The sequence below is a fragment of the Streptomyces sp. NPDC001502 genome (assembly GCF_042894785.1).
In the GTDB taxonomy this organism is placed as follows: domain Bacteria; phylum Actinomycetota; class Actinomycetes; order Streptomycetales; family Streptomycetaceae; genus Streptomyces; species Streptomyces kutzneri.
Genome location: NZ_JBIAVW010000041.1, coordinates 13,350 through 36,503, shown reverse-complemented (window position 1 = coordinate 36,503; position 23,154 = coordinate 13,350). Strand labels below are relative to the sequence as shown.

27 protein-coding genes, 1 tRNA gene, 1 pseudogene and 1 riboswitch are annotated in these 23,154 nt (G+C 70.0%); of the genes and pseudogenes, 10 read left to right on the top strand and 19 right to left on the bottom strand.

Annotated elements, in window-relative coordinates; translation table 11 throughout:
* Positions 1–138 precede the first annotated feature (138 nt).
* From ACFY0D_RS39145 to ACFY0D_RS39130, 4 genes are all read right to left on the bottom strand, one after another.
* Positions 139–789: a DUF1707 domain-containing protein gene (locus tag ACFY0D_RS39145; protein ID WP_390802627.1), complete on the bottom strand. Its 651-nt coding sequence runs from the start codon at positions 787–789 to the stop codon at positions 139–141.
* Positions 790–895: 106 nt separating this feature from the next.
* Complete coding sequence (locus ACFY0D_RS39140) at positions 896–1,864, bottom strand: ATP-binding cassette domain-containing protein (protein WP_301370822.1); 969 nt, start codon at positions 1,862–1,864, stop codon at positions 896–898.
* Positions 1,865–1,868: 4 nt separating this feature from the next.
* Entirely contained in the window at positions 1,869–2,792 is a 924-nt protein-coding gene (locus ACFY0D_RS39135; RefSeq protein ID WP_390802626.1) for an ABC transporter permease, read from the bottom strand.
* Complete coding sequence (locus ACFY0D_RS39130; protein WP_390802625.1) at positions 2,785–3,588, bottom strand: ABC transporter permease; 804 nt, start codon at positions 3,586–3,588, stop codon at positions 2,785–2,787. The genes ACFY0D_RS39135 and ACFY0D_RS39130 overlap by 8 nt, the downstream gene beginning before the upstream one ends.
* Before the next feature lie 282 nt (positions 3,589–3,870).
* Here ACFY0D_RS39130 and ACFY0D_RS39125 point away from each other — a divergent pair, with 282 nt between their 5' ends.
* Positions 3,871–6,339, top strand: a complete 2,469-nt coding sequence (locus ACFY0D_RS39125) for a transglycosylase domain-containing protein (protein WP_390802624.1) — start codon at positions 3,871–3,873, stop codon at positions 6,337–6,339.
* A gap of 17 nt (positions 6,340–6,356) precedes the next feature.
* Here the strand turns inward: ACFY0D_RS39125 and ACFY0D_RS39120 are convergent, their stop codons facing one another.
* From ACFY0D_RS39120 to ACFY0D_RS39110, 3 genes are all read right to left on the bottom strand, one after another.
* Positions 6,357–6,677 (bottom strand): multidrug efflux SMR transporter, encoded by a 321-nt coding sequence (locus tag ACFY0D_RS39120; RefSeq protein WP_030009036.1) that lies wholly within the window; start codon positions 6,675–6,677, stop codon positions 6,357–6,359.
* Between the two features lie 31 nt (positions 6,678–6,708).
* Positions 6,709–6,778: riboswitch (guanidine-III (ykkC-III) riboswitch) on the bottom strand.
* 65 nt (positions 6,779–6,843) lie between these two features.
* Complete coding sequence (locus tag ACFY0D_RS39115; RefSeq protein WP_390802623.1) at positions 6,844–7,185, bottom strand: GroES family chaperonin; 342 nt, start codon at positions 7,183–7,185, stop codon at positions 6,844–6,846.
* A 43-nt stretch (positions 7,186–7,228) separates the two neighbouring features.
* On the bottom strand, positions 7,229–7,549 hold the full coding sequence (locus ACFY0D_RS39110; protein WP_301374681.1) for a DUF3618 domain-containing protein: 321 nt from the start codon (positions 7,547–7,549) through the stop codon (positions 7,229–7,231).
* 107 nt (positions 7,550–7,656) lie between these two features.
* On the opposite strand from ACFY0D_RS39110, the gene bcp reads away from it, so the two are divergent.
* The 4 genes from bcp to ACFY0D_RS39090 all read left to right on the top strand — a co-directional run bounded on the left by bcp (position 7,657) and on the right by ACFY0D_RS39090 (position 9,536).
* Positions 7,657–8,124 carry a thioredoxin-dependent thiol peroxidase gene (gene bcp / locus ACFY0D_RS39105; RefSeq protein WP_314252749.1) on the top strand — a complete coding sequence of 156 codons (468 nt, stop codon included), beginning with the start codon at positions 7,657–7,659 and terminating at the stop codon, positions 8,122–8,124.
* Between the two features lie 129 nt (positions 8,125–8,253).
* On the top strand, positions 8,254–8,898 hold the full coding sequence (locus ACFY0D_RS39100; RefSeq protein ID WP_390802622.1) for an HNH endonuclease: 645 nt from the start codon (positions 8,254–8,256) through the stop codon (positions 8,896–8,898).
* The gene (locus ACFY0D_RS39095) at positions 8,895–9,416 is read left to right on the top strand and encodes an HNH endonuclease signature motif containing protein (protein WP_390802621.1); all 522 of its coding nucleotides are present in this window, start codon (positions 8,895–8,897) and stop codon (positions 9,414–9,416) included. The genes ACFY0D_RS39100 and ACFY0D_RS39095 overlap by 4 nt, the downstream gene beginning before the upstream one ends.
* A gap of 47 nt (positions 9,417–9,463) precedes the next feature.
* Positions 9,464–9,536: transfer RNA gene (locus ACFY0D_RS39090), tRNA-Leu, on the top strand.
* A 54-nt stretch (positions 9,537–9,590) separates the two neighbouring features.
* On the opposite strand, the gene rdgB is transcribed toward ACFY0D_RS39090, so the two are convergent.
* The 4 genes and pseudogenes from rdgB to ACFY0D_RS39070 form a co-directional block, all read right to left on the bottom strand.
* Positions 9,591–10,205, bottom strand: a complete 615-nt coding sequence (gene rdgB / locus ACFY0D_RS39085; RefSeq protein WP_030009030.1) for an RdgB/HAM1 family non-canonical purine NTP pyrophosphatase — start codon at positions 10,203–10,205, stop codon at positions 9,591–9,593.
* A gap of 16 nt (positions 10,206–10,221) precedes the next feature.
* Complete coding sequence (locus ACFY0D_RS39080; RefSeq protein WP_314252753.1) at positions 10,222–10,602, bottom strand: hypothetical protein; 381 nt, start codon at positions 10,600–10,602, stop codon at positions 10,222–10,224.
* A gap of 105 nt (positions 10,603–10,707) precedes the next feature.
* The gene (gene rph / locus ACFY0D_RS39075; protein WP_301370806.1) at positions 10,708–11,433 is read right to left on the bottom strand and encodes a ribonuclease PH; all 726 of its coding nucleotides are present in this window, start codon (positions 11,431–11,433) and stop codon (positions 10,708–10,710) included.
* A 105-nt stretch (positions 11,434–11,538) separates the two neighbouring features.
* A pseudogene (locus ACFY0D_RS39070) lies at positions 11,539–11,781 on the bottom strand (glucose PTS transporter subunit EIIB); the annotation flags it as partial.
* A gap of 218 nt (positions 11,782–11,999) precedes the next feature.
* On the opposite strand from ACFY0D_RS39070, the gene ACFY0D_RS39065 reads away from it, so the two are divergent.
* Together ACFY0D_RS39065 and ACFY0D_RS39060 are read left to right on the top strand one after the other, a co-directional pair.
* A complete protein-coding gene (locus ACFY0D_RS39065; RefSeq protein ID WP_390802620.1) occupies positions 12,000–13,301 on the top strand; it encodes a PTS transporter subunit EIIC in 1,302 nt (433 codons plus the stop codon).
* Between the two features lie 313 nt (positions 13,302–13,614).
* Positions 13,615–14,889, top strand: coding sequence for a PTS transporter subunit EIIC (locus tag ACFY0D_RS39060; RefSeq protein ID WP_390802619.1), 1,275 nt, complete (start codon positions 13,615–13,617; stop codon positions 14,887–14,889).
* A 134-nt stretch (positions 14,890–15,023) separates the two neighbouring features.
* Here the strand turns inward: ACFY0D_RS39060 and ACFY0D_RS39055 are convergent, their stop codons facing one another.
* Positions 15,024–15,776, bottom strand: coding sequence for an MBL fold metallo-hydrolase (locus tag ACFY0D_RS39055; protein WP_390802618.1), 753 nt, complete (start codon positions 15,774–15,776; stop codon positions 15,024–15,026).
* 195 nt (positions 15,777–15,971) lie between these two features.
* On the opposite strand from ACFY0D_RS39055, the gene ACFY0D_RS39050 reads away from it, so the two are divergent.
* Entirely contained in the window at positions 15,972–16,391 is a 420-nt protein-coding gene (locus ACFY0D_RS39050; RefSeq protein WP_390802617.1) for a hypothetical protein, read from the top strand.
* Complete coding sequence (locus tag ACFY0D_RS39045) at positions 16,388–16,750, top strand: DUF488 domain-containing protein (protein ID WP_390802616.1); 363 nt, start codon at positions 16,388–16,390, stop codon at positions 16,748–16,750. The genes ACFY0D_RS39050 and ACFY0D_RS39045 overlap by 4 nt, the downstream gene beginning before the upstream one ends.
* Before the next feature lie 110 nt (positions 16,751–16,860).
* Here the strand turns inward: ACFY0D_RS39045 and ACFY0D_RS39040 are convergent, their stop codons facing one another.
* From ACFY0D_RS39040 to clpS, 7 genes are all read right to left on the bottom strand, one after another.
* A complete protein-coding gene (locus ACFY0D_RS39040; RefSeq protein ID WP_390802615.1) occupies positions 16,861–17,811 on the bottom strand; it encodes a PLP-dependent cysteine synthase family protein in 951 nt (316 codons plus the stop codon).
* Entirely contained in the window at positions 17,811–18,089 is a 279-nt protein-coding gene (locus ACFY0D_RS39035) for a MoaD/ThiS family protein (RefSeq protein ID WP_030010597.1), read from the bottom strand. The genes ACFY0D_RS39040 and ACFY0D_RS39035 overlap by 1 nt, the downstream gene beginning before the upstream one ends.
* A 90-nt stretch (positions 18,090–18,179) precedes the next feature.
* A complete protein-coding gene (locus ACFY0D_RS39030) occupies positions 18,180–18,287 on the bottom strand; it encodes a putative leader peptide (RefSeq protein WP_314252769.1) in 108 nt (35 codons plus the stop codon).
* Between the two features lie 77 nt (positions 18,288–18,364).
* Complete coding sequence (locus ACFY0D_RS39025; RefSeq protein WP_390802614.1) at positions 18,365–18,787, bottom strand: Mov34/MPN/PAD-1 family protein; 423 nt, start codon at positions 18,785–18,787, stop codon at positions 18,365–18,367.
* A gap of 145 nt (positions 18,788–18,932) precedes the next feature.
* Positions 18,933–20,372: an amino acid permease gene (locus ACFY0D_RS39020; RefSeq protein WP_033226627.1), complete on the bottom strand. Its 1,440-nt coding sequence runs from the start codon at positions 20,370–20,372 to the stop codon at positions 18,933–18,935.
* 318 nt (positions 20,373–20,690) lie between these two features.
* Positions 20,691–21,293, bottom strand: coding sequence for a DUF2017 domain-containing protein (locus ACFY0D_RS39015; protein WP_390172970.1), 603 nt, complete (start codon positions 21,291–21,293; stop codon positions 20,691–20,693).
* Positions 21,293–21,607 carry an ATP-dependent Clp protease adapter ClpS gene (gene clpS, locus ACFY0D_RS39010; protein WP_030010601.1) on the bottom strand — a complete coding sequence of 105 codons (315 nt, stop codon included), beginning with the start codon at positions 21,605–21,607 and terminating at the stop codon, positions 21,293–21,295. Before clpS ends, ACFY0D_RS39015 begins: the two co-directional genes overlap by 1 nt.
* Positions 21,608–21,715: 108 nt before the next feature.
* Here clpS and ACFY0D_RS39005 point away from each other — a divergent pair, with 108 nt between their 5' ends.
* Positions 21,716–23,044: a nicotinate phosphoribosyltransferase gene (locus tag ACFY0D_RS39005; RefSeq protein WP_390802613.1), complete on the top strand. Its 1,329-nt coding sequence runs from the start codon at positions 21,716–21,718 to the stop codon at positions 23,042–23,044.
* Positions 23,045–23,154 lie beyond the last annotated feature (110 nt).

Here is a 23,154-nt window from a genome sequence, read left to right as displayed (position 1 = left end):
AGCCCCGCCGGCGCTTGAGGCGCACGGCCCGGGCCAGAACCCCGGCACCACCGACCCGCCGGAGCCGAACCGCAGAGCCCCGGCGGGAGCCGACCCGCCGGAGCCGGCAACCCCGGCGGGAGCCGAAGGGCCGAGGGGCTACAGCTCCTTGCGGAGCGAGGGGCCGTCCAGGGGCCGTTTGCGCTTCTTGACCTTGATCTCCACGCCGCCCCAGAAGGCGAAGCCCGTCACCACCACCCGCGGCGCGCCCGGCTCGGCCGGGCCCGGGTTGTCGCGCTGGTCGAACGCGCCCATGAAGCCGAAGCCCCGGACGTCCAGTTCCACCCCCGGCGGCACCGTGATCTGGATGCCGCCCATGACCGCGACGCAGTTGATCACCACCTCGCGCTGCGCGAAGTCCGCCTCGCGCAGGTCCAGCTCGCCGCCGCCCCAGAACGCCACCGCGTCGAACCGCGCCGGCACCGTCCACCGGCCCTTGCGCTGGAAGCCCGACATCACCGCGACGGCCGTCGCCGAGCTGCCCGCACCGCCGATCCGGCCCGTCCAGGGCTCGGCGGCCGCCGTCGGCCGGGCCACCGGCCCGCCCGCCGGCGCCGGCAGGTCCCGCGTCAGCGGCTCCAGTTCCGCGTACGTCCGCGACTTGTACACCGCGTCCAGCCGCTCCTCGAACTCCTCCATGTCGAGCCGGCCCTCGGCGACGGCGTCCCGCAGACGCTCCACCACCCGGTCCCGGTCGGCGTCCGACGCCCTCAGCTCCGGCAACGGCTTCTCCGGCCGCTCGTCACTCATGTGGACCAGACTATGCAGGGTTGTCGGCGAGTTGTACGACTTGGCCCCTGAGATCGCCCCCGGATCGTCCCCGGCTTTCCCCTGATTCAGGCGATGCGGGCCGGCGTCAGCCGCGGCCCGCGTACATCCGCGCGATCACGTCCTCGATGTCCGGCTCCCGCACCGACAGGTCCACCAGCGGATAGTCCGCCGCCACCGCCGCCACCAGCGGCGCCGCCGAAGCCCCCGCCGGGAACGCCAGCCACTGCCGCGGACCCTCCACCTTCACCACCCGCGCCCCCGCCACACTGATCGGCGCGAGCTCCCGCTCCAGGTCCACCACCAGCGTCCGCTCGCTCTCCCCCACCGCCCCCGCCGCGTGCAGCCCGCCCAGCGGTCCGTCGTACATCAGCCGCCCGTGGTCGATCACCATCACCCGCTCGCACAGCTGCTCGATGTCCTGGAGGTCGTGCGTGGTGAGCAGCACGGTCGTACCGAGTTCCTCGTTCAGCTGCCGCAGGAAGCCCCGCACCTTCGCCTTGCTCACCACGTCGAGCCCGATCGTCGGCTCGTCCAGGTACAGCACCTCCGGATCGTGCAGCAGCGCCGCCGCGATGTCCCCGCGCATCCGCTGCCCGAGCGACAACTGCCGTACCGGTACGTCCAGCAGCTCGGCCAGGTCGAGCCGCTCCACGCACCGCTCCAGGTTCTCCTCGAACCGCGCCCGCGGCACCCGGTACAGCCGCCGCATCAGCCCGTACGAGTCCTTCAGCGGCAGGTCCCACCACAGCGTCGTGCGCTGCCCGAACACCACCCCGATCCGGTGCGCGAGCCGCATCCGCTCCCGCGCCGGGTCGATGCCCGCGACCCGCAGCCGGCCGCCGCTCGGCGTCAGGATGCCGGTCAGCATCTTGATCGTGGTCGACTTCCCGGCGCCGTTGGGCCCGATGTAGCCGACCATCTCGCCCCGGGCGACCTCGAAGCTGATCCCGTCCACCGCCCTGACCTGGCGTTTCTCCCGGCGCATCAGGCTCACCCGGCGCCGTACGTCAAAGACCTTCTCGACCCCGTCCAACGAGATCAGCGCATCCGCCACAGCTCTAGCTCCCCGTGCTTCGGTACGAACGGACTCCCGCGCGCCACGCCAGCGACGCGGGCAGGAACACCACGAAGGCCACCAGCGGGCTCAGGTACGCGACCCACCCGGGCAGTCCCAGCGGATCGGGCCGCCCCAACACGTGCAGCGCCGGGAGCCAGTTGACGAAGGCCAGCGGGACGATGAAGGTCACCCCGCGCAGCAGGTCCTTCGCGAAGACCGTCGGCGGGTACTGCAGCATCGTGCAGCCGCCGTAGGTGAAGGAGTTCTGCACCTCGGCCGCGTCCCCGGTCACGAACTGGAAGGCCGCCCCGGTCACCATCACGGCCGCGAAGATGGCCGCCCCGGCGAGCACCATCACGGGCACCAGCAGCACCTTCCCGGCCGTCCAGTCCACGTCCAGGGTGCACACCGCCCAGCCCATCACCCCGACCCCCTGCGCGATCCGGCCCAGCCGGCGCAGCGCGAAGCGGTCCGCCGCGACCTGCGCGAGCACCGGGACCGGCCGCACCAGCATGGTGTCGAGCGACCCGTCGCGGATCCGGGCGCCGATCCGGTCGGTGTTCCCCAGCAGCAGGTCCGCCAGACCCAGGGAGGCCGAGCAGGACCCGTACAGCAGCGCGATCTCGGGCAGCGTGAAGCCGCCGAGGGCGTCCACGTGGGAGAACATGACGGCGATCGCGACGAAGTCCAGGAGGGTGATCGCCGCCTGCCCGACGGTCGTCAGGACGAAGGACATCCGGTACGTCATCGTGGAGCGGATCCACATGCCCACGATCAGCCGGTAGCCGCGCAGCCCCTCCAGAACCGGGCCGCGGCGCGGCGCCCCGCCCGCCGCGGCATCCCGCTCCCCGTCCCGCGCCCGCGCCCTCGCCGGTACCGCCTCCACCCCGGCCCCGGCCGCGGCACCGGCCTCGGCCTCAGCCACCCTGGACCACCACCTTCCGTGTCGCGGCCGACTGCAACAGCCGTCCCGTTCCCAGCAGTACGAGCGCCCACCCGGCCTGGAAGCCCAGCGCCTCGGCCGCGCCCCCGGCCCCCGTGTGCTTGCCCAGCAGGACATCCATCGGCACCTGCAGCATCGCCGCCCACGGCAAGGTCCGGACGAACTCGCCGAAGCCGCCCGGGAAGACGGTCAGCGGCAGCAGCATCCCGGAGAAGAAGATCGAGGCGACGGTGGCCATGACGTTGACCCCCGCCCCGTCCATCAGCCAGAAGGCCACCAACCCCACCATGTAGCGCAGCGCGAAGCTCACCACCAGCGCCAGCAGGACGGACACCAGGAACAGCAGCCAGCGCAGCGGATCGACGGGCAGTGCCAGCGGGAACGCCAGCGCCCCCGCCACCAGCGGCACCACCCCGCGGCCCAGCAACTGGAAGCCCGCCCGGCCCAGATCGGCCGCGAGCCACCACATCTGGAGGTCCGCGGGCCGGTAGAGGTCGACCGCGATGTCGCCCGTCCGGATCCGCTCCTGGAGCTCCTCCTGGAAGCCGCCGCCGATCAGGGCGGCGGCGGCCAGCAGCGACTGGCTCACCCAGACGAAGGTCAGCGCCTGCGACTGGTCGTAGCCGCCGAGTCCGGGCCGCTCGTCCCACAGCGCGATGTACGTGTACGCGACGATGAACCCGAACACGGTGTTGGTGAACACCCCGGCCGCGGTCGCCGTCCCGTAGGTGGCGTAGCGCCTGAATCCGCCTGCCGCGACGGCCAGGTGGAGACCCACCGCCCGACGCGCTCCGCGAGGCACTGCGCGACGCACTCCGCCACTCGCACCGTCATTCGCACCGTCACCCGCTCCGCCGCGCACTGCGCGACGCACTCTCCGGCGCACCGTATCCCTCCGTTTCCCACGTCGTTCCTACGTCGGCCAAAGCGCGCGAGCTTAGTGCGGAGGGGCGAGCCACGCGACCGATTTATGCCCGTCCGGAGCGGAATCAGCGGCCATCGGGTAGACACCATGAGGTACAGAAGTGGATATTTTGAACGGCGTCGAGGAGTCCTGGAGATGAGCGACCAGTCACCACCCCCGGGCTGGACCCCTCGCGACCCCGACACCCCGCCCGACGTACCGCAGCCGCGGGCAGAACCGTCACCGCCGGAGCAGGCACAGCAGGCACAGCAGGCACAGAAGGCACAGCAGGCTCAGCAGATGCACCAGGGCGGAGCGGGGAAGAAGGCGCGGCGCAGGAGAACCGGCTGGCGCCGCTTCCTTCCCAGCTGGCGCGTGGTCCTGGGCGGCATCCTGCTCATCGCCCTGCTGATCGGCGGCGCCCTCGTGGCCGGCTACCTGCTGGTCGACATCCCGCCGGCCAACGCCGCCGCCACCGCGCAGTCCAACGTCTACCTCTACTCCGACGGCTCCCAGATCGCCCGCGACGGCGAGGTCAACCGCGTCAACGTGCCGCTGTCGCAGATCCCCCGGAGCGTCCAGGAGGCCGTACTGGCCGCCGAGGACCGGGACTTCTACTCCGAACGGGCGGTCGACCCCAAGGCGATGCTCCGCGCCGCCTGGAACACCGCGACCGGCAAGGGCACCCAGTCCGGTTCGACCATCACCCAGCAGTACGTCAAGAACTACTACTTGGGCCAGGAACAGACGATCAAACGAAAGGTCAAAGAGTTCTTCATCGCGATCAAACTCGGTCGCGAGAAGTCGAAGAACTACATCCTTGAGGGCTACCTGAACACCAGCTACTTCGGCCGCAACGCCTACGGCATCCAGGCCGCCGCCCAGGCCTACTACGGCAAGGACGTAGGCAAACTCACCACCGCCGAAGGCGCCTACCTCGCCACCCTCCTCAACTCCCCCAGCGCCTTCGACGTCGTCGCCCACCCCCAGAGCCGCCCCCGCGCCCTCGCCCGCTGGAACTACGTACTCGACGGCATGGTCAAGAAGGAATGGCTGCCCGCCGCCGAACGCGCGACGACACAGTTCCCCGAACCGGGCAAGGTCCGCGCCGCCGCCGGCCTGTCCGGCCAGCGCGGCTACCTCGTCGAAGCGATCAAGGACTACATCGTCGACAACAACATCCTCGACGACAAAACCCTCGCCGAAGGCGGCTACCGCATCACCACCACCATCGACAAACGCCGCCAGAACGCCCTCGTCGACGCCGTCAACGACCAGATGGTCGACAAGCTCCAACCCGACAAGCGCAAGGCCGACCGGCTGGTCCGGGCCGGCGGCGTCTCCATCGACCCGGCCACCGGCAAGGTCCTCGCCATGTACGGCGGCATCGACTACACCAAGCAGTACGTGAACAACGCGACCCGCCACGACTACCAGGTCGCCTCCACCTTCAAGCCCTTCGTCTTCGCCGCCGCCGTCGAGAACGACTCCCGCACCCAGGACGGCCGCCGGATCACCCCGAACACGATCTACAACGGCGACAACAAACGCCCGGTCGTCGGCGGCCGCATCCGCTTCGCCCCCGAGAACGAGGGCCAGGTCTCCTACGGGAACATCACCGTCAACACCGCCACCGACCTCTCCGTCAACGCCGTCTACGCGCAGATGGCAGTCGACGTCGGCACCGGCAAGGTCAAGAAGACCGCCATCGACCTCGGCATCCCCGAGAACACCCCCAACTTCGTACCCGGCCCGGCCATGGCCCTCGGCACCCTGCAGGCCAGCGTCCTGGACATGACCCAGGCCTACGCCACCCTCGCCGACCACGGCCGCCGCACCCCCTACACCTTCCTGGAGAAGATCACCAAGGGCGGCGACACCATCGGCCTCCCCCAGCGCACCCCCACCCAGGCCATCAGCCGCGAAGCCGCCGACACCACCACGTCCATGCTGGTCAGCGTCGTGGACAACGGCACCGGTACGGCCGCCCTCGCCGCCGGCCACCCCGCCGCGGGCAAGACCGGCACCGGCGAACTCGACCGCTCGGCCTGGTTCGCGGCCTACACCCCGGACCTGGTCACCGTGATCTCGATGATGGGCCAGGACCCGGACACCGGAACCCTGGAATCCCTCTACGGCGCCCTCGGCGAGGCCCGCATCGGCGGCGGCGGCTACCCCGCCCGGATCTGGGCCGCCTACACCAAGACCGCCCTGGAAGGCACCGACCCCGTCGACTTCGACCTGGAACTCCAGCCCGGCGCGGCCCAGCCCCCGCCGCCGCCCAGCCCGGAATCCAACCCGCCGCAGGAAACCCCCGGCGAACCCTCGCCCAGCACCCCCGAACGCTCCACCCGGCCCTCCCCGTCGAACTCGACGGGCGGCCGCAACCAAGGCGGGCAGAACAACGGAGGCCAGAACCAGGGCGGCCAGGACAACGGCGGCCCGGTGAACGGAGGCCAGGACAACGGCGGCCAGGACAACGGCGGCACCACCCAGGGCAGCGACCAGGGCGGCACCACCCAGGGCACACAAGGCAGCACACAAGGCAGCACCCAGGGCAGCGCACAGGGCAGCGACGGAGGCCCGGCGGAAGGCCTGCGCCCGCCGTCGGCGTTCCTGGAGTAGCCGGGGCAGACCTCCGGTCAGTGACCGGAGGTCGCCTTCAGCCCCACCACGGCGACCAGCAGCAGACAGATGAAGAAGATCCGCGCGGCGGTGACGGGCTCACCCAGCACCGCCATACCGAGCACGGCCGCGCCGGCGGCGCCGATGCCCACCCACACCCCGTAGGCCGTACCGATGGGCAGGGTCTTCGCCGCGTACGACAGCAGCACCATGCTCGCGACGATCCCGGCACCCGTGAACACACTGGGCCACAGCCGGGTGAAACCGTCGGTGAACTTCATGCCGATCGACCAGCCGACTTCGAGCAGACCGGCGACGAGAAGAAGAACCCATGCCATGACGGCACCTCCGAGACATCGAGCGATACGGGGTGCGTCGTCTTGTCGTACCCGGTACGGCGCGTCTCGTCGGGTTCTCCTCCACCGTAGCAAAGGGCAGCGAAAAGGGCCGGTGACCTGCGCCACCAGCCCCTTCTCAGTCCTGCACCCGGACCTGCACCCGGACCTACAGGTACAGCCCGGTGGAGTCCTCCGACCCCTCCAGCCGCTCCGCGGCCACGGCGTGCAGGTCCCGCTCGCGCATCAGCACGTACGTCGCACCCCGCACCTCGACCTCGGCACGGTCCTCGGGGTCGTACAGCACCCGGTCACCGGGCTCGACCGTCCGGACGTTCTGCCCGACCGCGACCACCACGGCCCAGGCCAGCCGCTTGCCCACCGCGGCCGTCGCGGGAATCAGGATGCCGCCGCCCGAGCGCCGCTCGCCCTCCGGCAGATCGGACTTCACGAGCACGCGGTCGTGCAGCATGCGAATGGGCAGCTTGTCGTGGGTGGTGTTCTCGCTCACGCCCCGAACCTACCTGCCCGCGCCCGTCCCGTACCGCTCAGGGTCATCCGCGCTTGCGGCGCGCCGACACCACGAGCAGCCCGACCAGGCTCACCGCGACCAGCGCGACGGGCACGATCCGGTCGACGCGCGGAGCCCCGTCGTCGTGGCGCAGACCGTCCCGCAGATCCGTCACGATCCGGTTCACCGTGGCGAAGGCCCGCCCGGCGGTCTGGTCGACGGTCGAGGCGACCCGTGCCTTCGCGTCCCCGATGATCGTCTTCGGGTGCATGCGCACGCCGATCTCGTCGAGCGTCTCGGCGAGCTGCTCACGGCGGCGGACGATGTCCGCCTCGATCTGTGCGGGGGTCCTGGCTTCCGGCACCGCGCTGCCTCCGTCGTCGTCGTGGTCGTGTGGGGCGTAGTCCGCCATGAACAGTCTGTCAGCTTAGTCTCATGGCATACCGATCCCCTCCCGAGGAGAGTGTCACGATGAGCGAGCGACTCCAGCCGGGCGACACCGCCCCCGCCTTCACCCTGCCCGATGCGGACGGCAACGAGGTCTCGCTCGCCGGCCACAAGGGCCGCAAGGTGATCGTCTATTTCTACCCGTCCGCGCTGACCCCGGGCTGCACGAAGCAGGCCTGCGACTTCACGGACAACCTGTCCTTCCTGACGGGACACGGCTACGACGTCATCGGCGTGTCCCCGGACAAGCCGGAGAAGCTGGCGAAGTTCCGCGAGAAGGAGGACCTGAAGGTCACCCTGGTCAGCGACCCGGAGAAGGAGACGCTGACGGCGTACGGCGCGTACGGCGAGAAGAAGCTGTACGGCAAGACGGTCACCGGGGTCATCCGCTCCACGGTGGTCGTGGACGAGGAGGGCAAGGTCGAGCACGCCTTCTACAACGTCAAGGCCACCGGCCACGTAGCCAAGATCATCAAAGACCTGGGCCTCTGACCCCCGCCCCACCGGAACGGCCCGCACCATCCGGTGCGGGCCGTTCCGTTTATCGGACGTAACTACCCGCATATCGGTTCGTTGATCCGTGCGAGGCCACGAACGCGTGGCCGGAACGGAGGGGCCGGGGTGCCGATCAGCCCGTACACGAAGGAACGCCTCGCGGAGGCGGCGCGTACGTCGCGCACGCTGTCGGAGGCACTGGGGAAGCTGGGGGTCGACCCGAAGAGCGGCTCGCGGCGTTATCTGCACGACCGCATGCGGAAGCTGGGCGTGGACACGTCCCATTTCGAGCGAGCGGAAGCCGTCAAGTGGACGAGGGAGATCCTGACGGCGGCGGTCGCCGACTCGACGAACATGTGCCAGGTACTGCGGCATCTCGGCCTGGAGGTCGTGGGTGGCCACCACACCCATATCAGCAGGCGGGTCAAGGCGTTCGGCATAGACACCTCCCATTTCCAGCTGCCTTCTCCTGCCGGACGTCCCAAGACCCGACGCAGCCCGGAGAGTCTTCTGGTCAAGCAGCACGGACCGGACGCCCGGCGTGCACAGAGCGCGCACCTGAAGCAGGCACTCGCCGCACTGGGCGTGCCCGAGGTGTGCCGGATGTGCGGCACACCGCCGACCTGGCGAGGCCACCCGCTACCGCTGGAGGTGGATCACGTGGACGGCGACTGGCGGAACAACCTTCCCGAGAACCTGCGGCTGCTCTGCCCCAACTGCCACTCGACCACCGATACCTACCGCGGCCGCGCGAAGGGGCGCCGTCGATGAGCAGCGAAGAAGGAAGCCGCACGCGCGAACGTCGGGACCACGGGCGCCGCGACACGCCGGACCGAGAAGCGCTACGTGAGGCGGTCGCGTCGTCCCACTCGCTGGCGGAGGTCTTCCGGCGCCTGGGCCACGCCCGGCCCGGGACCCATCGCAAGGCGCTGAAGCAGCGGATCGCCGAGGAGGGCCTCTCCACTTCCCACTTCCTCGGGCAAGCACACCAACGTGGCAAGCCGGGGACCATGCCGATGAAGCCCGCGTCGGACATCCTGATCAAGCATGACGGCAAGCGGCGAACACGCACGCACCTGCTGCGGCGGGCGCTTCGCGAGGTCGGGGTTCCGGAGCTCTGCGGCATGTGCGGAACGCCGCCCGAGTGGGGCGGGCTACCCATGACGTTGGAGATCGACCACGTGAACGGCGACTGGAGCGACGACCGCCAGGAGAATCTGCGCCTGCTGTGCCCCAACTGTCATGCGATCACCAACACCTGGTGCCGGGGAGGCCTGCGCGGCCACTGAATCCGCTCCCGTGCAGGGCGTGACGCGCAGTAGAGTGTCTCTGGCGCGCGCCCGTACGCCAACGGCTGAGCGGTGGCCTTTAGGTGGCCATGTATGTCGGTTCGAATCCGACCGGGCGTACTCAGTACGACAAGGCCTGGCCTCCCGAGTCTCGGGAGGCCAGGCCTTGTTGCGTCAGCCCAGGAGGGCGCGGACGAAGGGGACCAGGGCGCGGAAGGCCTGGCCGCGGTGGGAGATGGCGTTCTTTTCCGCCGGGGTCAGTTCCGCGCACGTGCGGGTGTCGCCCTGCGGCTGGAGGATCGGGTCGTAGCCGAAGCCGCCGGTGCCGGACGGGGTGTGGCGGAGGGTGCCGAGGAGGCGGCCCTCGACGACGCGTTCGGTGCCGTCCGGGAGGGCCAGGGCCGCCGCGCACGCGAAGTGGGCCCCGCGGTTCTCGTCGGCGATGTCGCCGAGCTGGGCCAGCAGCAGGTCCAGGTTGGCCTTGTCGTCGCCGTGGGTGCCGGCCCAGCGGGCCGAGAAGATGCCGGGGGCGCCGTGCAGGACGTCCACGCAGAGGCCGGAGTCGTCGGCGACCGCCGGGAGGCCGGTGGCGCGGGCCAGGGCGTGGGCCTTGAGGAGGGCGTTCTCGGCGAAGGTGACGCCGGTTTCCTTGACGTCCGGGATCTCGGGGTACGCGTCCGCGCCGACCAGCTCGTGCGGCAGGCCGGCGTCGGACAGGATCGCGCGGAGTTCGGAGACTTTGCCCGCGTTGCGGGTGGCCAGGATGAGGCGGCTGGGCGTCGAGGTCATGCGCCCATTATCCGGGTCAGCCCGGGGTGCAGACCTTGGAGATCTCGCTGGCCGCGTCCGCCACCGGCTGGATGTCCGGGACGCTGTTGCCGCTCTCGATCGAGGTGCGGACGTTCTTGACTGCGGTGTTCATCGAGTCGATGGCCTTGCCCAGGTCGGCGTTGTCCGTCTGGTCGCCGATCTTCTTCAGGTTCGACTCGATCTGGTTGAGCGCGTTCTGGGCGTCCTGGGGGCTGTTGCCCGCCTGGGAGACGGCCTGCTGGAGGTCGTTCGCGCCGTCCGTGATGGCCACGGCCGTGTTCGCGCAGTCCATCGCCGTGGAGATCGCGTCGCAGGCGGACAGGGCCGGGACGGTGAGTACGGCGGCCACGGCTACGGCCGCTATGCGGAGCTTCATGCGGTTCTCCCCCTGAGGGCTTGGACGCTACGAGGACGGGCGCACGGCTTCGAGACCGTGCGCCCGTATCTTCCTGGACGCCGGGCCGGGCCCGGCGGTTGCCGTTTACAGTTCGAGCGCGCCCAGCTGGATGGCTTCGAGGTCCGCGCAGCCGCCGGCGGCGAGGTCGAGGAGGGCGTTGAGTTCCTTGCGGTCGAAGGGCTCGCCCTCGGCGGTGCCCTGGACCTCGACGAAGCGGCCGTCGCCGGTGCAGACCACGTTCATGTCGGTCTCGGCGCGCACGTCCTCCTCGTAGCAGAGGTCGAGGAGCGGGACGCCGTCGACGATGCCGACGCTGACGGCGGCGACGGTGCCGGTGAGCGGCTTGCGGCCGGCCTTGATGAACTTCTTCTTCTGGCCCCAGGCGACGGCGTCTGCGAGGGCGACGTAGGCGCCGGTGATGGCGGCGGTGCGGGTGCCGCCGTCGGCCTGGAGGACGTCGCAGTCCAGGACGATGGTGTTCTCGCCGAGGGCCTTGTAGTCGATGACGGCGCGCAGGGAGCGGCCGATCAGGCGGGAGATCTCGTGGGTGCGGCCGCCGATCTTGCCGCGGACGGATTCGCGGTCGCCGCGGGTGTTGGTGGAGCGGGGCAGCATCGAGTATTCGGAGGTGACCCAGCCTTCGCCGCTGCCCTTGCGCCAGCGCGGAACGCCTTCGGTGAAGGAGGCGGTGCAGAAGACCTTGGTGTCTCCGAAGGAGACGAGGACGGAGCCCTCGGCGTGCTTGCTCCATCCGCGTTCGATGGTGACCGGGCGGAGCTGTTCGGGCGTACGGCCGTCGATGCGAGACATGGCTCCGAGCCTAGTCCCTGCCCGCCCGGGCCTGTGCCGCTGTGCGAAGACCCCGTCCGGGGCTTCCGGGACGGGGTCCGCTGGGATCCGGCTAGGGAGTCCGGATCACATCATGTCTTCGATGTCGGCGGCGATCGGGTCGGCGTCGGTGCCGATGACGACCTGGATCGCGGTGCCCATCTTGACGACGCCGTGGGCGCCGGCGGCCTTGAGTGCGACTTCGTCGACCAGGTCGGGGTTGATGACCTCGGTGCGCAGGCGGGTGATGCAGCCCTCGACCTCTTCGATGTTCTCGATGCCGCCGAGCCCGGCGACGATCTTCTCAGCCTTGGTGGCCATGTGTTTCTCCCTGAGTGTTTCGAAGAACGGGTCTCGGCGGCCGGTACATGGCTACCCACCTGCACGGTCCGCTTTGTCACGGTAACGCACGGTTGGCCCATCTACGCAGGCACATGACGGGCCTCTGCCGAATGATGACGATCAGCAGCAACCCGCCCACAACTGGTCTACACCAGTGTGCCGTAAGTGTTGCGGCAGCCAAAACGGGCCGGTCAGGGAGGACGCCGATGAGCGTGAGCATCTCCAAAGCAGCGCCACAGCCCAATTGGCGGAACAACCTGTTCCAGGGGCTGCAGAAGATGGGGCGCAGCCTGCAGCTCCCGATCGCCGTACTGCCCGCGGCAGGCATCCTGTTGCGGCTCGGGCAGCCGGACGTGTTCGGCAAGGACGGCCTGCAGTGGACGGACGTCGCCAAGGTGATGGCGGGAGCGGGCGGGGCGCTGCTCGACCCCGATCTCGGCCTCCCGCTCCTGTTCTGCATCGGCGTCGCCATCGGCATGGCGAAGAAGGCGGACGGTTCGACCGCCCTCGCGGCCACGGCGGGCTTCCTTGTCTACCGGGGGGTGCTGCACGCGTTCCAGAAGGCCTGCCCGGAGGGGACCAAGGACATCGGGGGCGGCTGCCTGAAACCGAACGACACCTTCGTGGCGTACACGTACCAGAATCCCGGGGTCTTCGGCGGCATCATCATGGGGCTGCTGGCGGCCTATTTCTGGCAGCGGTACCACCGGGTGAAGCTGGTGGACTGGCTCGGCTTCTTCAACGGCCGACGGCTGGTCCCGATCGTCATGTCCTTCGTCGCGATCGCCTTCGCCGCGCTCTGCCTGTGGGTCTGGCCGCCGGTCGGGGACGCACTGGAGAGCTTCTCCGACTGGCTGCGCGGGCTCGGCGCCTGGGGTGGCGGCATCTTCGGCGTCGCGAACCGCGCGCTGCTGGTGATCGGCCTGCACCAGTTCCTGAACGTGCCGATCTGGTTCCAGTTCGGGTCGTACACGGCGGCGGACGGACAGACGTACCACGGTGACATCAACATGTTCCTGCACGGCGACCCGACCGCGGGCCTGTTCCTGACCGGCTTCTTCCCGATCATGATGTTCGCGCTGCCGGCGGCGGCGCTGGCGATCACGCACTGCGCGAAGCCGCAGCGGCGCAAGGAGGTCGGCGGCCTGATGCTGTCGGTGGCCCTGACCTCGTTCGTCACCGGGATCACCGAGCCGCTGGAGTACTCCTTCCTCTTCGTCGCACCCGCGCTGTACGCGGTGCACGCGGTGCTGACGGGTGTGTCCATGGCGGTGACGTGGGGGCTGGGAGTCAAGGACGGCTTCAGCTTCTCGGCGGGCCTGATCGACTACGTCATCAACTGGCACCTGGCGACGAAGCCCTGGCTGATCGTTCCGATCGGCCTGTGCTTCGGGCTCGTCTATTACGTGGTGTTCCGTTTCGCGATCACGAAGTTCGACCTGGCGACGCCCGGCCGGGAGTCGGACGAGGAGATCGCGGCGATGGAGTCGGAGACCACCAAGGCCTGAGCCCGGTCGGCCCTGCCAGCCCGGTCGGCCCCGTCGGCCCGGCAGGCCCGGTCCCCGCAGGGTTACCGAACGGTCCGTCAAGGGCCTCCGGATCACGATCCGGGGGCCCTTCGGCATCCCCTGGGGGATGTGATCCAGGCCACAGGAAATCGAAGGTTCCTTATCTAACCCTCACCGTGTTACAACTGGTCTACACCATGAATTGGTGTAGACCACGACCGCTTCCCCCGGCGGCGTGTCCCCCTTTCTGAGACGTCGCCGTCCCTCTTGGTTCCACCCCCTTGGCGGCGCCTTGCTCCCCCCGGAGGAAGTTATGAGTACGGCTACTGACGCCGCTGCGCCGCCCGCCAAGAAGCGGGGATCCGGCCTGATCCAGGGCCTGCAGAAGGTCGGCCGCAGCCTCCAGCTGCCCATCGCCGTCCTGCCCGCCGCGGGCATCCTGCTGCGTCTGGGTCAGCCCGACGTCTTCGGCGCGGACGGTCTCGGCTGGGGCAAGGTCGCCACGGTGTTCGCCACCGCCGGTGACGCCGTCTTCAGCAACCTGCCGCTGCTGTTCTGCATCGGTGTCGCGATCGGCTTCGCCAAGAAGGCCGACGGCTCCACCGCCCTCGCGGCCCTCGTCGGCTTCCTCGTCTACAAGAACGTGCTCACCGCGTTCCCGGTGACCGAGGCCATCATCAACACCACCGAGAACAAGGGTGTCGACGTCGCCGCGACGTACAACAACCCCGGCGTCCTCGGCGGCATCATCATGGGTCTGCTCGCCGCGGTCCTGTGGCAGCGCTACCACCGCACCAAGCTGGTGGACTGGCTCGGCTTCTTCAACGGCCGCCGGCTCGTCCCGATCATCATGGCCTTCGTCGGTGTCATCGCCGGTGTGTTCTTCGGCCTGGTGTGGGAGCCGATCGGCGAGGTCATCTCCAACTTCGGTGAGTGGATGACCGGGCTGGGCGCCGCGGGCGCCGGCATCTTCGGTGTCATCAACCGCGCGCTGATCCCGATCGGCATGCACCAGTTCGTCAACACCGTCGCCTGGTTCCAGATCGGTGACTTCACCAACGCCGCCGGCGAGGTCGTCCACGGTGACCTGAACCGCTTCTTCGCCGGTGACCCGGACGCCGGTCTGTTCATGACGGGCTTCTTCCCGATCATGATGTTCGGCCTCCCGGCCGCCGCCCTGGCCATCGCCCACACCGCCCGCCCGGAGCGCCGCAAGGCCGTCACCGGCATGATGGTCTCGCTCGCCCTCACCTCGTTCGTCACGGGTGTCACCGAGCCCATCGAGTTCTCGTTCATGTTCATCGCGCCGGTGCTGTACGCGATCCACGCCGTCCTGACCGCGCTCTCCATGGCGATCACCTGGGCGCTCGGGGTCCACGCGGGCTTCACCTTCTCCGCGGGTCTGATCGACCTCGGTCTCGGCTGGAGCAAGGCGACCAACCCATGGATGATCATCCCGGTCGGCCTGGTCTTCGGAGCGGTCTACTACTTCGGATTCCGCTTCGCGATCGTCAAGTTCAACCTCCCCACGCCGGGCCGCGAGTCCGACGAGGAACTGGCCGAGATGGCCAAGGCGGACGCCAAGTAGGCCCCGCAGGACCGAAGAAGCCCCCGCTCTCCCGGAAGGGAGGGCGGGGGCTTCCCGCTGTCGCGGAGGGGGCGCGGCGCTTCTCCGGAGGGGGCGCGGGCTGGGGGCGCGGCCCGGGAGGCGTCGCCGGGGGTTCAGACCTCGTAGACCGCGCCCGAGTACGCCAGGTCGACCGGGCCGTCGTAGGCCGCGCGGGCGTCGGCGATGTTCTGCGCGGGGTCGGTCCACGGCGGGATGTGGGTGAGGACGAGCCGGCCCACGCGACCGCCGCGCGCGTACTCGCCCGCCTCGCGGCCGTTCAGGTGGAGGCCCGGGATGTCCTCCTTGCCGTGCGTGAAGGAGGACTCGCACAGGAAGAGGTCGGTGCCGTCGGCGAGCAGGCCCAGCTCCGGGCAGGTGCCGGTGTCCCCGGAGTACGTGAGCGAGCGGCCGCCGTGCTCGATGCGGATGCCGTACGCCTCGACCGGGTGGGAGACCCGCTCGGTGCGGACCTGGAACGGGCCGATCTCGAAGGTCCCGGACTTCAGCGTGCGGAAGTCGAAGACCTCGCTCATCGAGCGCTCGTCGGGGACGTCGTCGTAGGCGGTGGTCAGGCGGCGTTCGGTGCCCTCGGGCCCGTAGACGGGGATGGTGCCGCAGCGGCCGCCCTCGTGCCGGTAGTAGCGGGCGACGAAGTACGCGCACATGTCGATGCAGTGGTCGGCGTGCAGGTGGCTCAGGAAGATCGCGTCGAGGTCGTAGAGGCCGATGTGGCGCTGGAGATCGCCGAGGGCGCCGTTGCCCATGTCGAGGAGCAGGTGGAAGCCGTCGGCCTCGACGAGGTAGCTCGAACAGGCCGATTCCGCGGACGGGAACGACCCCGAACAGCCGACGACGGTGAGCTTCATGGAGCGTGAACCTCCGAGGACGGTCCGTGGACGGAATGCGGGCCGTGCGTGGGTCGAGCGTAAGGCGCGAAACGTCCGGTCGCTCCTCCGCGGCAGGCCGTTGTGGGGGGAATCACCTGCGCTGTCACCCGGGGGAGCGACGGTGGGCACGGGCGTTGCCATGCCAGGGCGTTCCCGCACGGCTACGGTCGAAGCATGGACACGTCCTGGTGGCCCGCCGTGGCCGCGGTGGTGGCCGTGGCGCTGCTGGTGCTGGTCGCCGGGGGCCGCTCCAGGCTGCCCCGCCGGGCCCCGCCGGCGCACGGGACAGGTCCGCCGCCGCAGCCGCGGGCGGGCGAGCTGTGGAGCCTGGCCGACGGCCGTACGTGCCTGGTCCTCGCGGTGGGGTCGGTACGGGGCCACCGGGCGCGGGTCGCGTGGATCACCGGGAAGTACGACGACCGGCGGGCCGGGGTGATCCCGCTGCCGCCGGGGACGGTCGGGGCGCAGGGGCGGGCGAGCTTCCTGGAGGCGGACCGGCCGGCGGAGGTGTCGCTGTGGGAGTTCCGCACCCGGATGGGGATGCTGGACCCTGCGGTGTGGGACGAGATCAAGGGACTGGGAGGCGCGCGGTGACGCGGGAACCGGTGATCCGCCTGCGGCGGGTGTACGACCCGCCGGACCCGGCGGCGGACGGGGTGAGGGTCCTCGTGGACCGGCTCTGGCCGCGCGGCCTGGCGAAGGCGGTGGCCGGGGTGGACCAGTGGCCGAAGGCGGTGACGCCGTCGGCGGAGCTGCGGAAGTGGTTCCACGACGGCGGTTCGGCGCAGGAGTTCCGGCGGCGGTACGAGGCGGAGCTGGCGGAGCCGGGGGCGGTGGCGGAGCTCGGCCGCCTGCCCGAGCTCGCTGCGGCGGGCCCGCTCACCCTCCTGACCTCGGTCAAGGACCCGGCCTCCAGCCACGCGGCCGTGCTCGCGGAGCTGCTGTCCGGCTAGCGGTGCGGCGCCGCTGCACGGGGCTCCGCCCCGGACCCCGCGCCTCAAACGCCGGCGAGGCTGATTTTCAGCCTCGCCGGCGTTTGAGGCGCGGGGTCCGGGGGCTCGGGCTACGCCCAGAGTTGGCCCTGGAGGACCTCGATCGCTTCCTCCGTGGTCGCGGCCGTGTAGACGCCCGTCGACAGGTACTTCCAGCCGCCGTCGGCCACGACGAAGACGATGTCCGCCGATTCGCCCGCGGCCACCGCCTTGCGGCCGACGCCGATCGCCGCGTGCAGGGCGGCTCCGGTGGAGACGCCTGCGAAGATCCCCTCCTGCTGGAGGAGCTCCCGGGTGCGGGTCACCGCGTCCGCGGAGCCCACCGAGAAGCGGGTGGTGAGCACGGAGGCGTCGTAGAGCTCCGGGACGAAGCCCTCGTCCAGGTTGCGCAGCCCGTAGACGAGGTCGTCGTAGCGCGGCTCGGCCGCGACGATCTTGATGCCCGCCACGTGTTCGCGCAGGTAGCGGCCGACGCCCATGAGGGTGCCGGTGGTGCCCAGGCCCGCCACGAAGTGGGTGATGGAGGGGAGGTCCGCGAGGATCTCCGGGCCCGTGGTGGCGTAGTGGGCGCCGGCGTTGTCCGGGTTGCCGTACTGGTAGAGCATCACCCAGTCGGGGTGCTCGGCGGCCAGTTCCTTGGCCACCCGGACGGCCGTGTTCGAGCCGCCGGCGGCCGGCGACGAGATGATCTCGGCTCCCCACATGGCCAGCAGGTCACGCCGCTCCTGGCTGGTGTTCTCCGGCATCACGCACACGATGCGGTAGCCCTTGAGCTTGGCCGCCATCGCCAGCGAGATGCCGGTGTTGCCCGAGGTGGGCTCCAGGATGGTGCAGCCGGGGTGGAGCCGGCCGTCCTTCTCGGCCTGCTCGACCATGTGGAGCGCGGGGCGGTCCTTGATCGAGCCGGTCGGGTTGCGGTCCTCCAGCTTCGCCCAGATGCGGACGTCGTCCGAGGGCGACAGCCGGGGCAGCCGGACCAGCGGCGTGTTGCCGACCGCGGCCAGCGGGGAGTCGTAGCGCATTACTTCGATCCGCCGGCCACGGCCGGGAGGATGGTGACGCTGTCGCCGTCCTTGAGGGCGGTGGAGATGCCGTCGAGGAAGCGGACGTCCTCGTCGTTGAGGTAGACGTTGACGAAGCGGCGGAGCTGGCCGCCGTCGACAATGCGCTCCTCGATGCCCTTGTGACGGGTTTCCAGGTCCGCGAAGAGGTCGGCGAGGGTCGCGCCCTCACCGGAGACGGCCTTCTCGCCTTCGGTGTAGGTGCGGAGGATGGTGGGGATGCGGACCTCGATGGCCATGGCTGTCTCCAGTCGTCTGGGAGTGCGTGAGAAGCGTGGGAAGGTGCGGCGCGCGGTTGGTCGGCCCCCCGCGCGGAAGGGCTCTGGTGCTCAGAGCGCAGGACAGATGGCGCTGGCGAGGCGGCACAGGTCGACGTGCAGCCGCGCCACGAGCAGCAGCCTGCCGGGCGTCTCGATGCTCACGTCGTGGGAAACCATGCGGTCATGTTAACGATTCCCGGTCCCCCGTTTGGAGTGTGATCCCGCATCGTGGACGCCCACCGCTCACATACTGGTCAGTAGGTGTCGACGACCTGCACTTCTTCCTCGGTGATCACTCCGTCGACGATCCGGTACGAGCGGAACTGGAACTCGCCGAGGCCGTCCTCGTCCGCCGTCGAGACGAGCACGTAGTGCGCGCCGGGCTCGTTCGCGTACGTGACGTCGGTGCGCGAGGGGTACGCCTCGGTCGCGGTGTGCGAGTGGTAGACGATCACCGGCTCCTCGTCGCGGTCGTCCAGATCGCGGTAGAGCTTCAGCAGGTCCTTCGAGTCGAACTCGTAGAACGTGGGCGAGCGGGCCGCGTTGAGCATCGGGACGAAGCGCTCGGGGCGGTCGGTGCCCGCCGGGCCGGCCACGACACCGCACGCTTCGTCGGGGTGGTCCTTGCGGGCGTGCTCGACGATCTGCTCGTACAGGGCCTGGGTGAGGGTCAGCATGAGCGACAGGATAAACAGACGGGCCCTTCCGTACCGAGGAGTGGTACGGAAGGGCCCGCATGATGGACACGCCGCCCTGGCGGCAACGTCGTGGGAGCGCGGTTCCCGGCCGCGGCAGGCGGCCGGGACTCACGGTCCCGGGGTGCTACGAGGCCTTGGTGAAGGCCGCGCCGCGCGGGTCGCGGGACTTCATGACCAGGTAGGACACGCCCAGGATCAGGCCCCACAGCGGGGCGCAGTACAGCGACACGCGGGAGTCCTTGTCGGCGCCCATCATCACGATGACCATGCCGATGAAGAGCAGGGCGAACCAGCTCGTGTACGGGGCGCCGGGGGCGCGGAACGCGGACTGCGGCAGCTCGCCGCGGTCGGACTTGGCCCGGTAGCGGATCTGGCAGACCAGGATCATGATCCAGGCCCACATGCCGGAGATGGTGGCGAAGGAGACGACGTAGTCGAAGGCCTTGCCCGGGGCGACGTAGTTGATCCAGACGCCCACCAGCATCAGCGCGGCGGAGAAGGTGGTGCCGACCAGCGGGGTGCCGCTCTTGGTGAGCTTGGTGAAGACCTTCGGGCCCTGGCCGTTGATCGCGAGGTCGCGGAGCATGCGGCCGGTGGAGTACATGCCCGAGTTGCAGGAGGACAGCGCGGCGGTCAGCACGACGAAGTTGACGATCGCGGCGCCGATGCCCAGGCCCATGCGCTCGAAGGCGGCGACGAAGGGCGAGACGCCCGGCTGGAAGTGCGTCCACGGGACGACCGACAGGATCATGATCAGCGCGCCGACGTAGAAGACGGCGATGCGCCACGGCACGGTGTTGATGGCCTTGGGCAGGGTCTTCTCGGGGTCCTTGGACTCGCCGGCGGTGACGCCGACGAGCTCGACCGCGAGGAAGGCGAACATCACGATCTGCAGGGTCATCAGCGTGCCGCCGATGCCCTTGGGGAAGAAGCCGCCGTCGTTCCACAGGTTGGAGACGGTGGCGGTGTCGGCCGCGTCGGAGAAGCCGATGGTGAGGATGCCGGCGCAGATCAGGATCATGCCGACGATGGCGGTGACCTTGACCATGGAGAACCAGAACTCCAGCTCACCGAAGAGCTTCACGGAGATCAGGTTGGCGGCGTAGAGGATGACCGTGAAGATCAGCGCGTAGGCCCACTGCGGGAAGCTGTCGTGGGTCCAGTACGACATGTACTGCGCGGCCGCGGTGACCTCGGTGATGCCGGTGACCACCCAGAACAGCCAGTACGTCCAGCCGGTGACGTAGCCCCAGAACGGGCCCAGGAACTCGCGGGCGTAGTCCGAGAAGGAGCCGGAGACGGGCCGGTACATGAGCAGCTCGCCCAGGGCCCGCATGATGAAGAAGATGACCAGGCCGGCGATGGCGTACGCCAGGATCAGGCTCGGGCCCGCCTTGGAGATCGCCTTGCCCGCGCCCAGGAACAGGCCGGTGCCGATGGCCCCGCCGATCGCGATCATCTGGATCTGACGGGCGCCGAGCGTGCGGTGGTAACCCTCGCCGCCCTCGCCCTGTCCGCCCTCGCCGGGCGTCTTGTCGTGCTGCTCGACCTGCACAGAGGTCATGTCTGGTGCGCCTTTCTCCACGCCGACCCGCGCCTTCGTTGGCTGCGGATCGGGTCCTCGATCCCCCCGGATACGGATGGAGTTGCACGCCGGCGGTCAGCCGGTCCAAGCGAGCCGGGAGACATGGGTGGCGTCCCGTCGGCGATCGTGAAGATTTATCACGTGCTTACGGCCGCCCGAGGGGGAGAAATGTGGCGCAGGGCATCAAAAAATCACCCCAAAGGCAGAGAAAAGGATCAGATCACCGCATGGCGGTGATCTGATCGTTATCCGGATTTGAGCGTCCGCTGAGCGAACGGCGTTCCGGCTTGAGGATTCTCAGAGGGTTTCGATCAACGTTTCCTGGAGACCGCCGAGCCAGAGGTAGGCCATCACCATGGGCTTGCGCGGGTCCTCGTCCGGCAGCCGGAACAGCATCGCGCTCTCGTCGTCCTCGGTGATGTCGAGGCGGGCCGCGATGGTCAGGCGCAGGTCGTTGAGCGCGCCGAGCCAGCGCAGCGGCAGCTCGCCGGACAGCTCCAGCACCGCCGCGCCGTCGCCGGACGGGGTGAGCCCGTCCAGGCTGCGTACGACCGCCAGCGCGTCCTCGCGCTTGCGGGCGCGCAGGTCGTTCTCGGTGAAGCGGCGGAACTCCGCGGAGCGGGCCGCGAGCTCCTCGGGGGCCACGCCCTTGTCGCCGGCCCCGTCGGGGGCCCCGTACGCGTCGGGGAAGAGCCGGGCCAGCGCCGGGTCGGACGGGGGCTCGGAGGGGCCCTCGGCGAACAGCGCGGCGAGCGGGTCGGCGTCCTCGGCGGGCTCCGGCTCGCCGGGGCCGATCAGCTCCAGCAGCTGGACCGCCAGGCTGCGCAGGATCGAGATCTCGATCTCGTCGAGCGCGATGGCGGCGCCGCCGCCCTTCAGGGACTCGAAGGTGCCGCCCATCAGTTGCGGTCCTGCGAAAGGGTCGCCCACAGGCCGTAGCCGTGCATGGCCTGCACGTCGCGCTCCATTTCCTCGCGGGTGCCGCTTGAGACGACCGCCCGCCCCTTGTGATGGACGTCGAGCATCAGCTTGTGCGCCACGTCCTTCGAGTAGCCGAAGTACGCCTGGAACACGTACGCCACGTAGCTCATGAGGTTGACCGGGTCGTTGTGCACCAGGGTCACCCAGGGGACGTCGGGTTCGGGGACCGCGAAGGTCTCTTCGGCGGATTCGGTGCGTTCGATCTCAACGGGAGCAACACTCACTCGTCCCATGCTGCCACCTCGACCGCGCCCACGCCCAAACAGGGGCCGTACGGCCCGGTTCGGCAATCCCCACCTACATCTCGTCACTTTGACGAAATGTGCGCTAGCATCCCAGCCATGAACCCTGCGGACCTGGGCCTGCCGGTGGACGTGCCGTCGACAGCGCTCTTCACGGACCATTACGAGCTCACGATGCTGCAGGCCGCCCTGGCCAACGGCACCGCCGACCGACGCTCGGTCTTCGAGGTGTTCACCCGGCGGCTGCCCGAGGGGCGCCGCTACGGGGTGATCGCCGGAACCGGGCGCGTGCTGGACGCGGTGGAGAACTTCCGCTTCGACGGCGCGGTGCTGGAATTCCTGCGCGAGCGGGCCGTCGTCGACATGCGGACGCTGGACTGGCTGGCCTCGTACCGCTTCTCCGGCGACATCTGGGGCTACCAGGAGGGGGAGGTCTACTTCCCCGGCTCCCCCGTCCTGCGGGTGGAGGGCAGCTTCGCCGAGTGCGTGCTGCTGGAGACCGTGATCCTTTCGATCCTGAACCACGACTCGGCGATCGCCGCGGCCGCCTCGCGGATGTCCTCGGCGGCGGGCGGACGCCCGCTGATCGAGATGGGCGCCCGGCGCACGCACGAGCTGGCGGCCGTCGCCGCGTCGCGGGCCGCGTACGTCGGCGGCTTCACCTCGACCTCGGACCTGGCGGCCGGATTCCGGTACGGCATCCCGACGGTCGGCACGAGCGCGCACGCCTTCACCCTGGTCCACGACAGCGAGCGGGACGCCTTCACGGCGCAGGTCGACTCGCTGGGCCGGGGCACCACCCTGCTGGTGGACACGTACGACGTGGCCGAGGCCGTCCGTACCGCCGTCGAGGTGGCGGGCACCGACCTGGGCGCGGTCCGGATCGACTCCGGAGACCTGCTGCTGGTGGCGCACCGGGTGCGCCACCAGCTCGACGAGCTGGGCGCGACCTCGACGAAGATCGTGGTCACCTCGGACCTCGACGAGTACGCCATCGCCTCGCTGGCGGCGGCTCCGGTGGACGCGTACGGCGTGGGCACCCAGCTGGTGACCGGCAGCGGGCACCCGACGTGCTCGATGGTCTACAAGCTGGTGGCGCGGGCCACCTCGGCGGACCCGAAGGCGGCGCTGGCCCCGGTGGCCAAGAAGTCCTCGGGAGGCAAGACCTCCATCGGCGGCCGCAAGTGGGCGGCCCGCCGCCAGGACGCCGACGGCGTCGCGGAGGCGGAGGTGATCGGTGTGGGGCCCGTCCCCGCCGCCCTGGCCGACCACCAGCTCCTGACCCAGCTGGTCAAGGCCGGCGAGGTGGTCGCCCGCGAGCCGCTGGAGGCCGCGCGGGACCGCCACCGCGCCGCGCGCGCCAGCCTGCCGCTGTCCGCGACGCAGCTGTCGCGGGGCGAAGCCGTGCTCCCGACGGAGTACGTCTGACCCTGCGGGCCCGCTGCCGGGGCTTCGCCCCGGACCCCGCTCCTCAAACGCCGGAGGGGCAGGAAGACCGGGGCGGCGCCCCAGTTTCGGGAAGGGGCGGGGTGGGGGAA

Bases quoted from the DNA above. Each gene is read 5' to 3' on its own strand.
- ACFY0D_RS39145 (WP_390802627.1), bottom strand. From the start codon at position 789: ATGAGTGACGAGCGGCCGGAGAAGCCGTTGCCGGAGCTGAGGGCGTCG.
- ACFY0D_RS39125 (WP_390802624.1), top strand. From the start codon at position 3,871: ATGAGCGACCAGTCACCACCCCCGGGCTGGACCCCTCGCGACCCCGAC.
- ACFY0D_RS39120 (WP_030009036.1), bottom strand. From the start codon at position 6,677: ATGGCATGGGTTCTTCTTCTCGTCGCCGGTCTGCTCGAAGTCGGCTGG.
- bcp (WP_314252749.1), top strand. From the start codon at position 7,657: ATGAGCGAGCGACTCCAGCCGGGCGACACCGCCCCCGCCTTCACCCTG.
- ACFY0D_RS39095 (WP_390802621.1), top strand. From the start codon at position 8,895: ATGAGCAGCGAAGAAGGAAGCCGCACGCGCGAACGTCGGGACCACGGG.
- rdgB (WP_030009030.1), bottom strand. From the start codon at position 10,205: ATGACCTCGACGCCCAGCCGCCTCATCCTGGCCACCCGCAACGCGGGC.
- ACFY0D_RS39080 (WP_314252753.1), bottom strand. From the start codon at position 10,602: ATGAAGCTCCGCATAGCGGCCGTAGCCGTGGCCGCCGTACTCACCGTC.
- rph (WP_301370806.1), bottom strand. From the start codon at position 11,433: ATGTCTCGCATCGACGGCCGTACGCCCGAACAGCTCCGCCCGGTCACC.
- ACFY0D_RS39065 (WP_390802620.1), top strand. From the start codon at position 12,000: ATGAGCGTGAGCATCTCCAAAGCAGCGCCACAGCCCAATTGGCGGAAC.
- ACFY0D_RS39060 (WP_390802619.1), top strand. From the start codon at position 13,615: ATGAGTACGGCTACTGACGCCGCTGCGCCGCCCGCCAAGAAGCGGGGA.
- ACFY0D_RS39055 (WP_390802618.1), bottom strand. From the start codon at position 15,776: ATGAAGCTCACCGTCGTCGGCTGTTCGGGGTCGTTCCCGTCCGCGGAA.
- ACFY0D_RS39050 (WP_390802617.1), top strand. From the start codon at position 15,972: ATGGACACGTCCTGGTGGCCCGCCGTGGCCGCGGTGGTGGCCGTGGCG.
- ACFY0D_RS39040 (WP_390802615.1), bottom strand. From the start codon at position 17,811: ATGCGCTACGACTCCCCGCTGGCCGCGGTCGGCAACACGCCGCTGGTC.
- ACFY0D_RS39035 (WP_030010597.1), bottom strand. From the start codon at position 18,089: ATGGCCATCGAGGTCCGCATCCCCACCATCCTCCGCACCTACACCGAA.
- ACFY0D_RS39030 (WP_314252769.1), bottom strand. From the start codon at position 18,287: ATGGTTTCCCACGACGTGAGCATCGAGACGCCCGGCAGGCTGCTGCTC.
- ACFY0D_RS39025 (WP_390802614.1), bottom strand. From the start codon at position 18,787: ATGCTGACCCTCACCCAGGCCCTGTACGAGCAGATCGTCGAGCACGCC.
- ACFY0D_RS39020 (WP_033226627.1), bottom strand. From the start codon at position 20,372: ATGACCTCTGTGCAGGTCGAGCAGCACGACAAGACGCCCGGCGAGGGC.
- ACFY0D_RS39015 (WP_390172970.1), bottom strand. From the start codon at position 21,293: ATGGGCGGCACCTTCGAGTCCCTGAAGGGCGGCGGCGCCGCCATCGCG.
- clpS (WP_030010601.1), bottom strand. From the start codon at position 21,607: ATGGGACGAGTGAGTGTTGCTCCCGTTGAGATCGAACGCACCGAATCC.
- ACFY0D_RS39005 (WP_390802613.1), top strand. From the start codon at position 21,716: ATGAACCCTGCGGACCTGGGCCTGCCGGTGGACGTGCCGTCGACAGCG.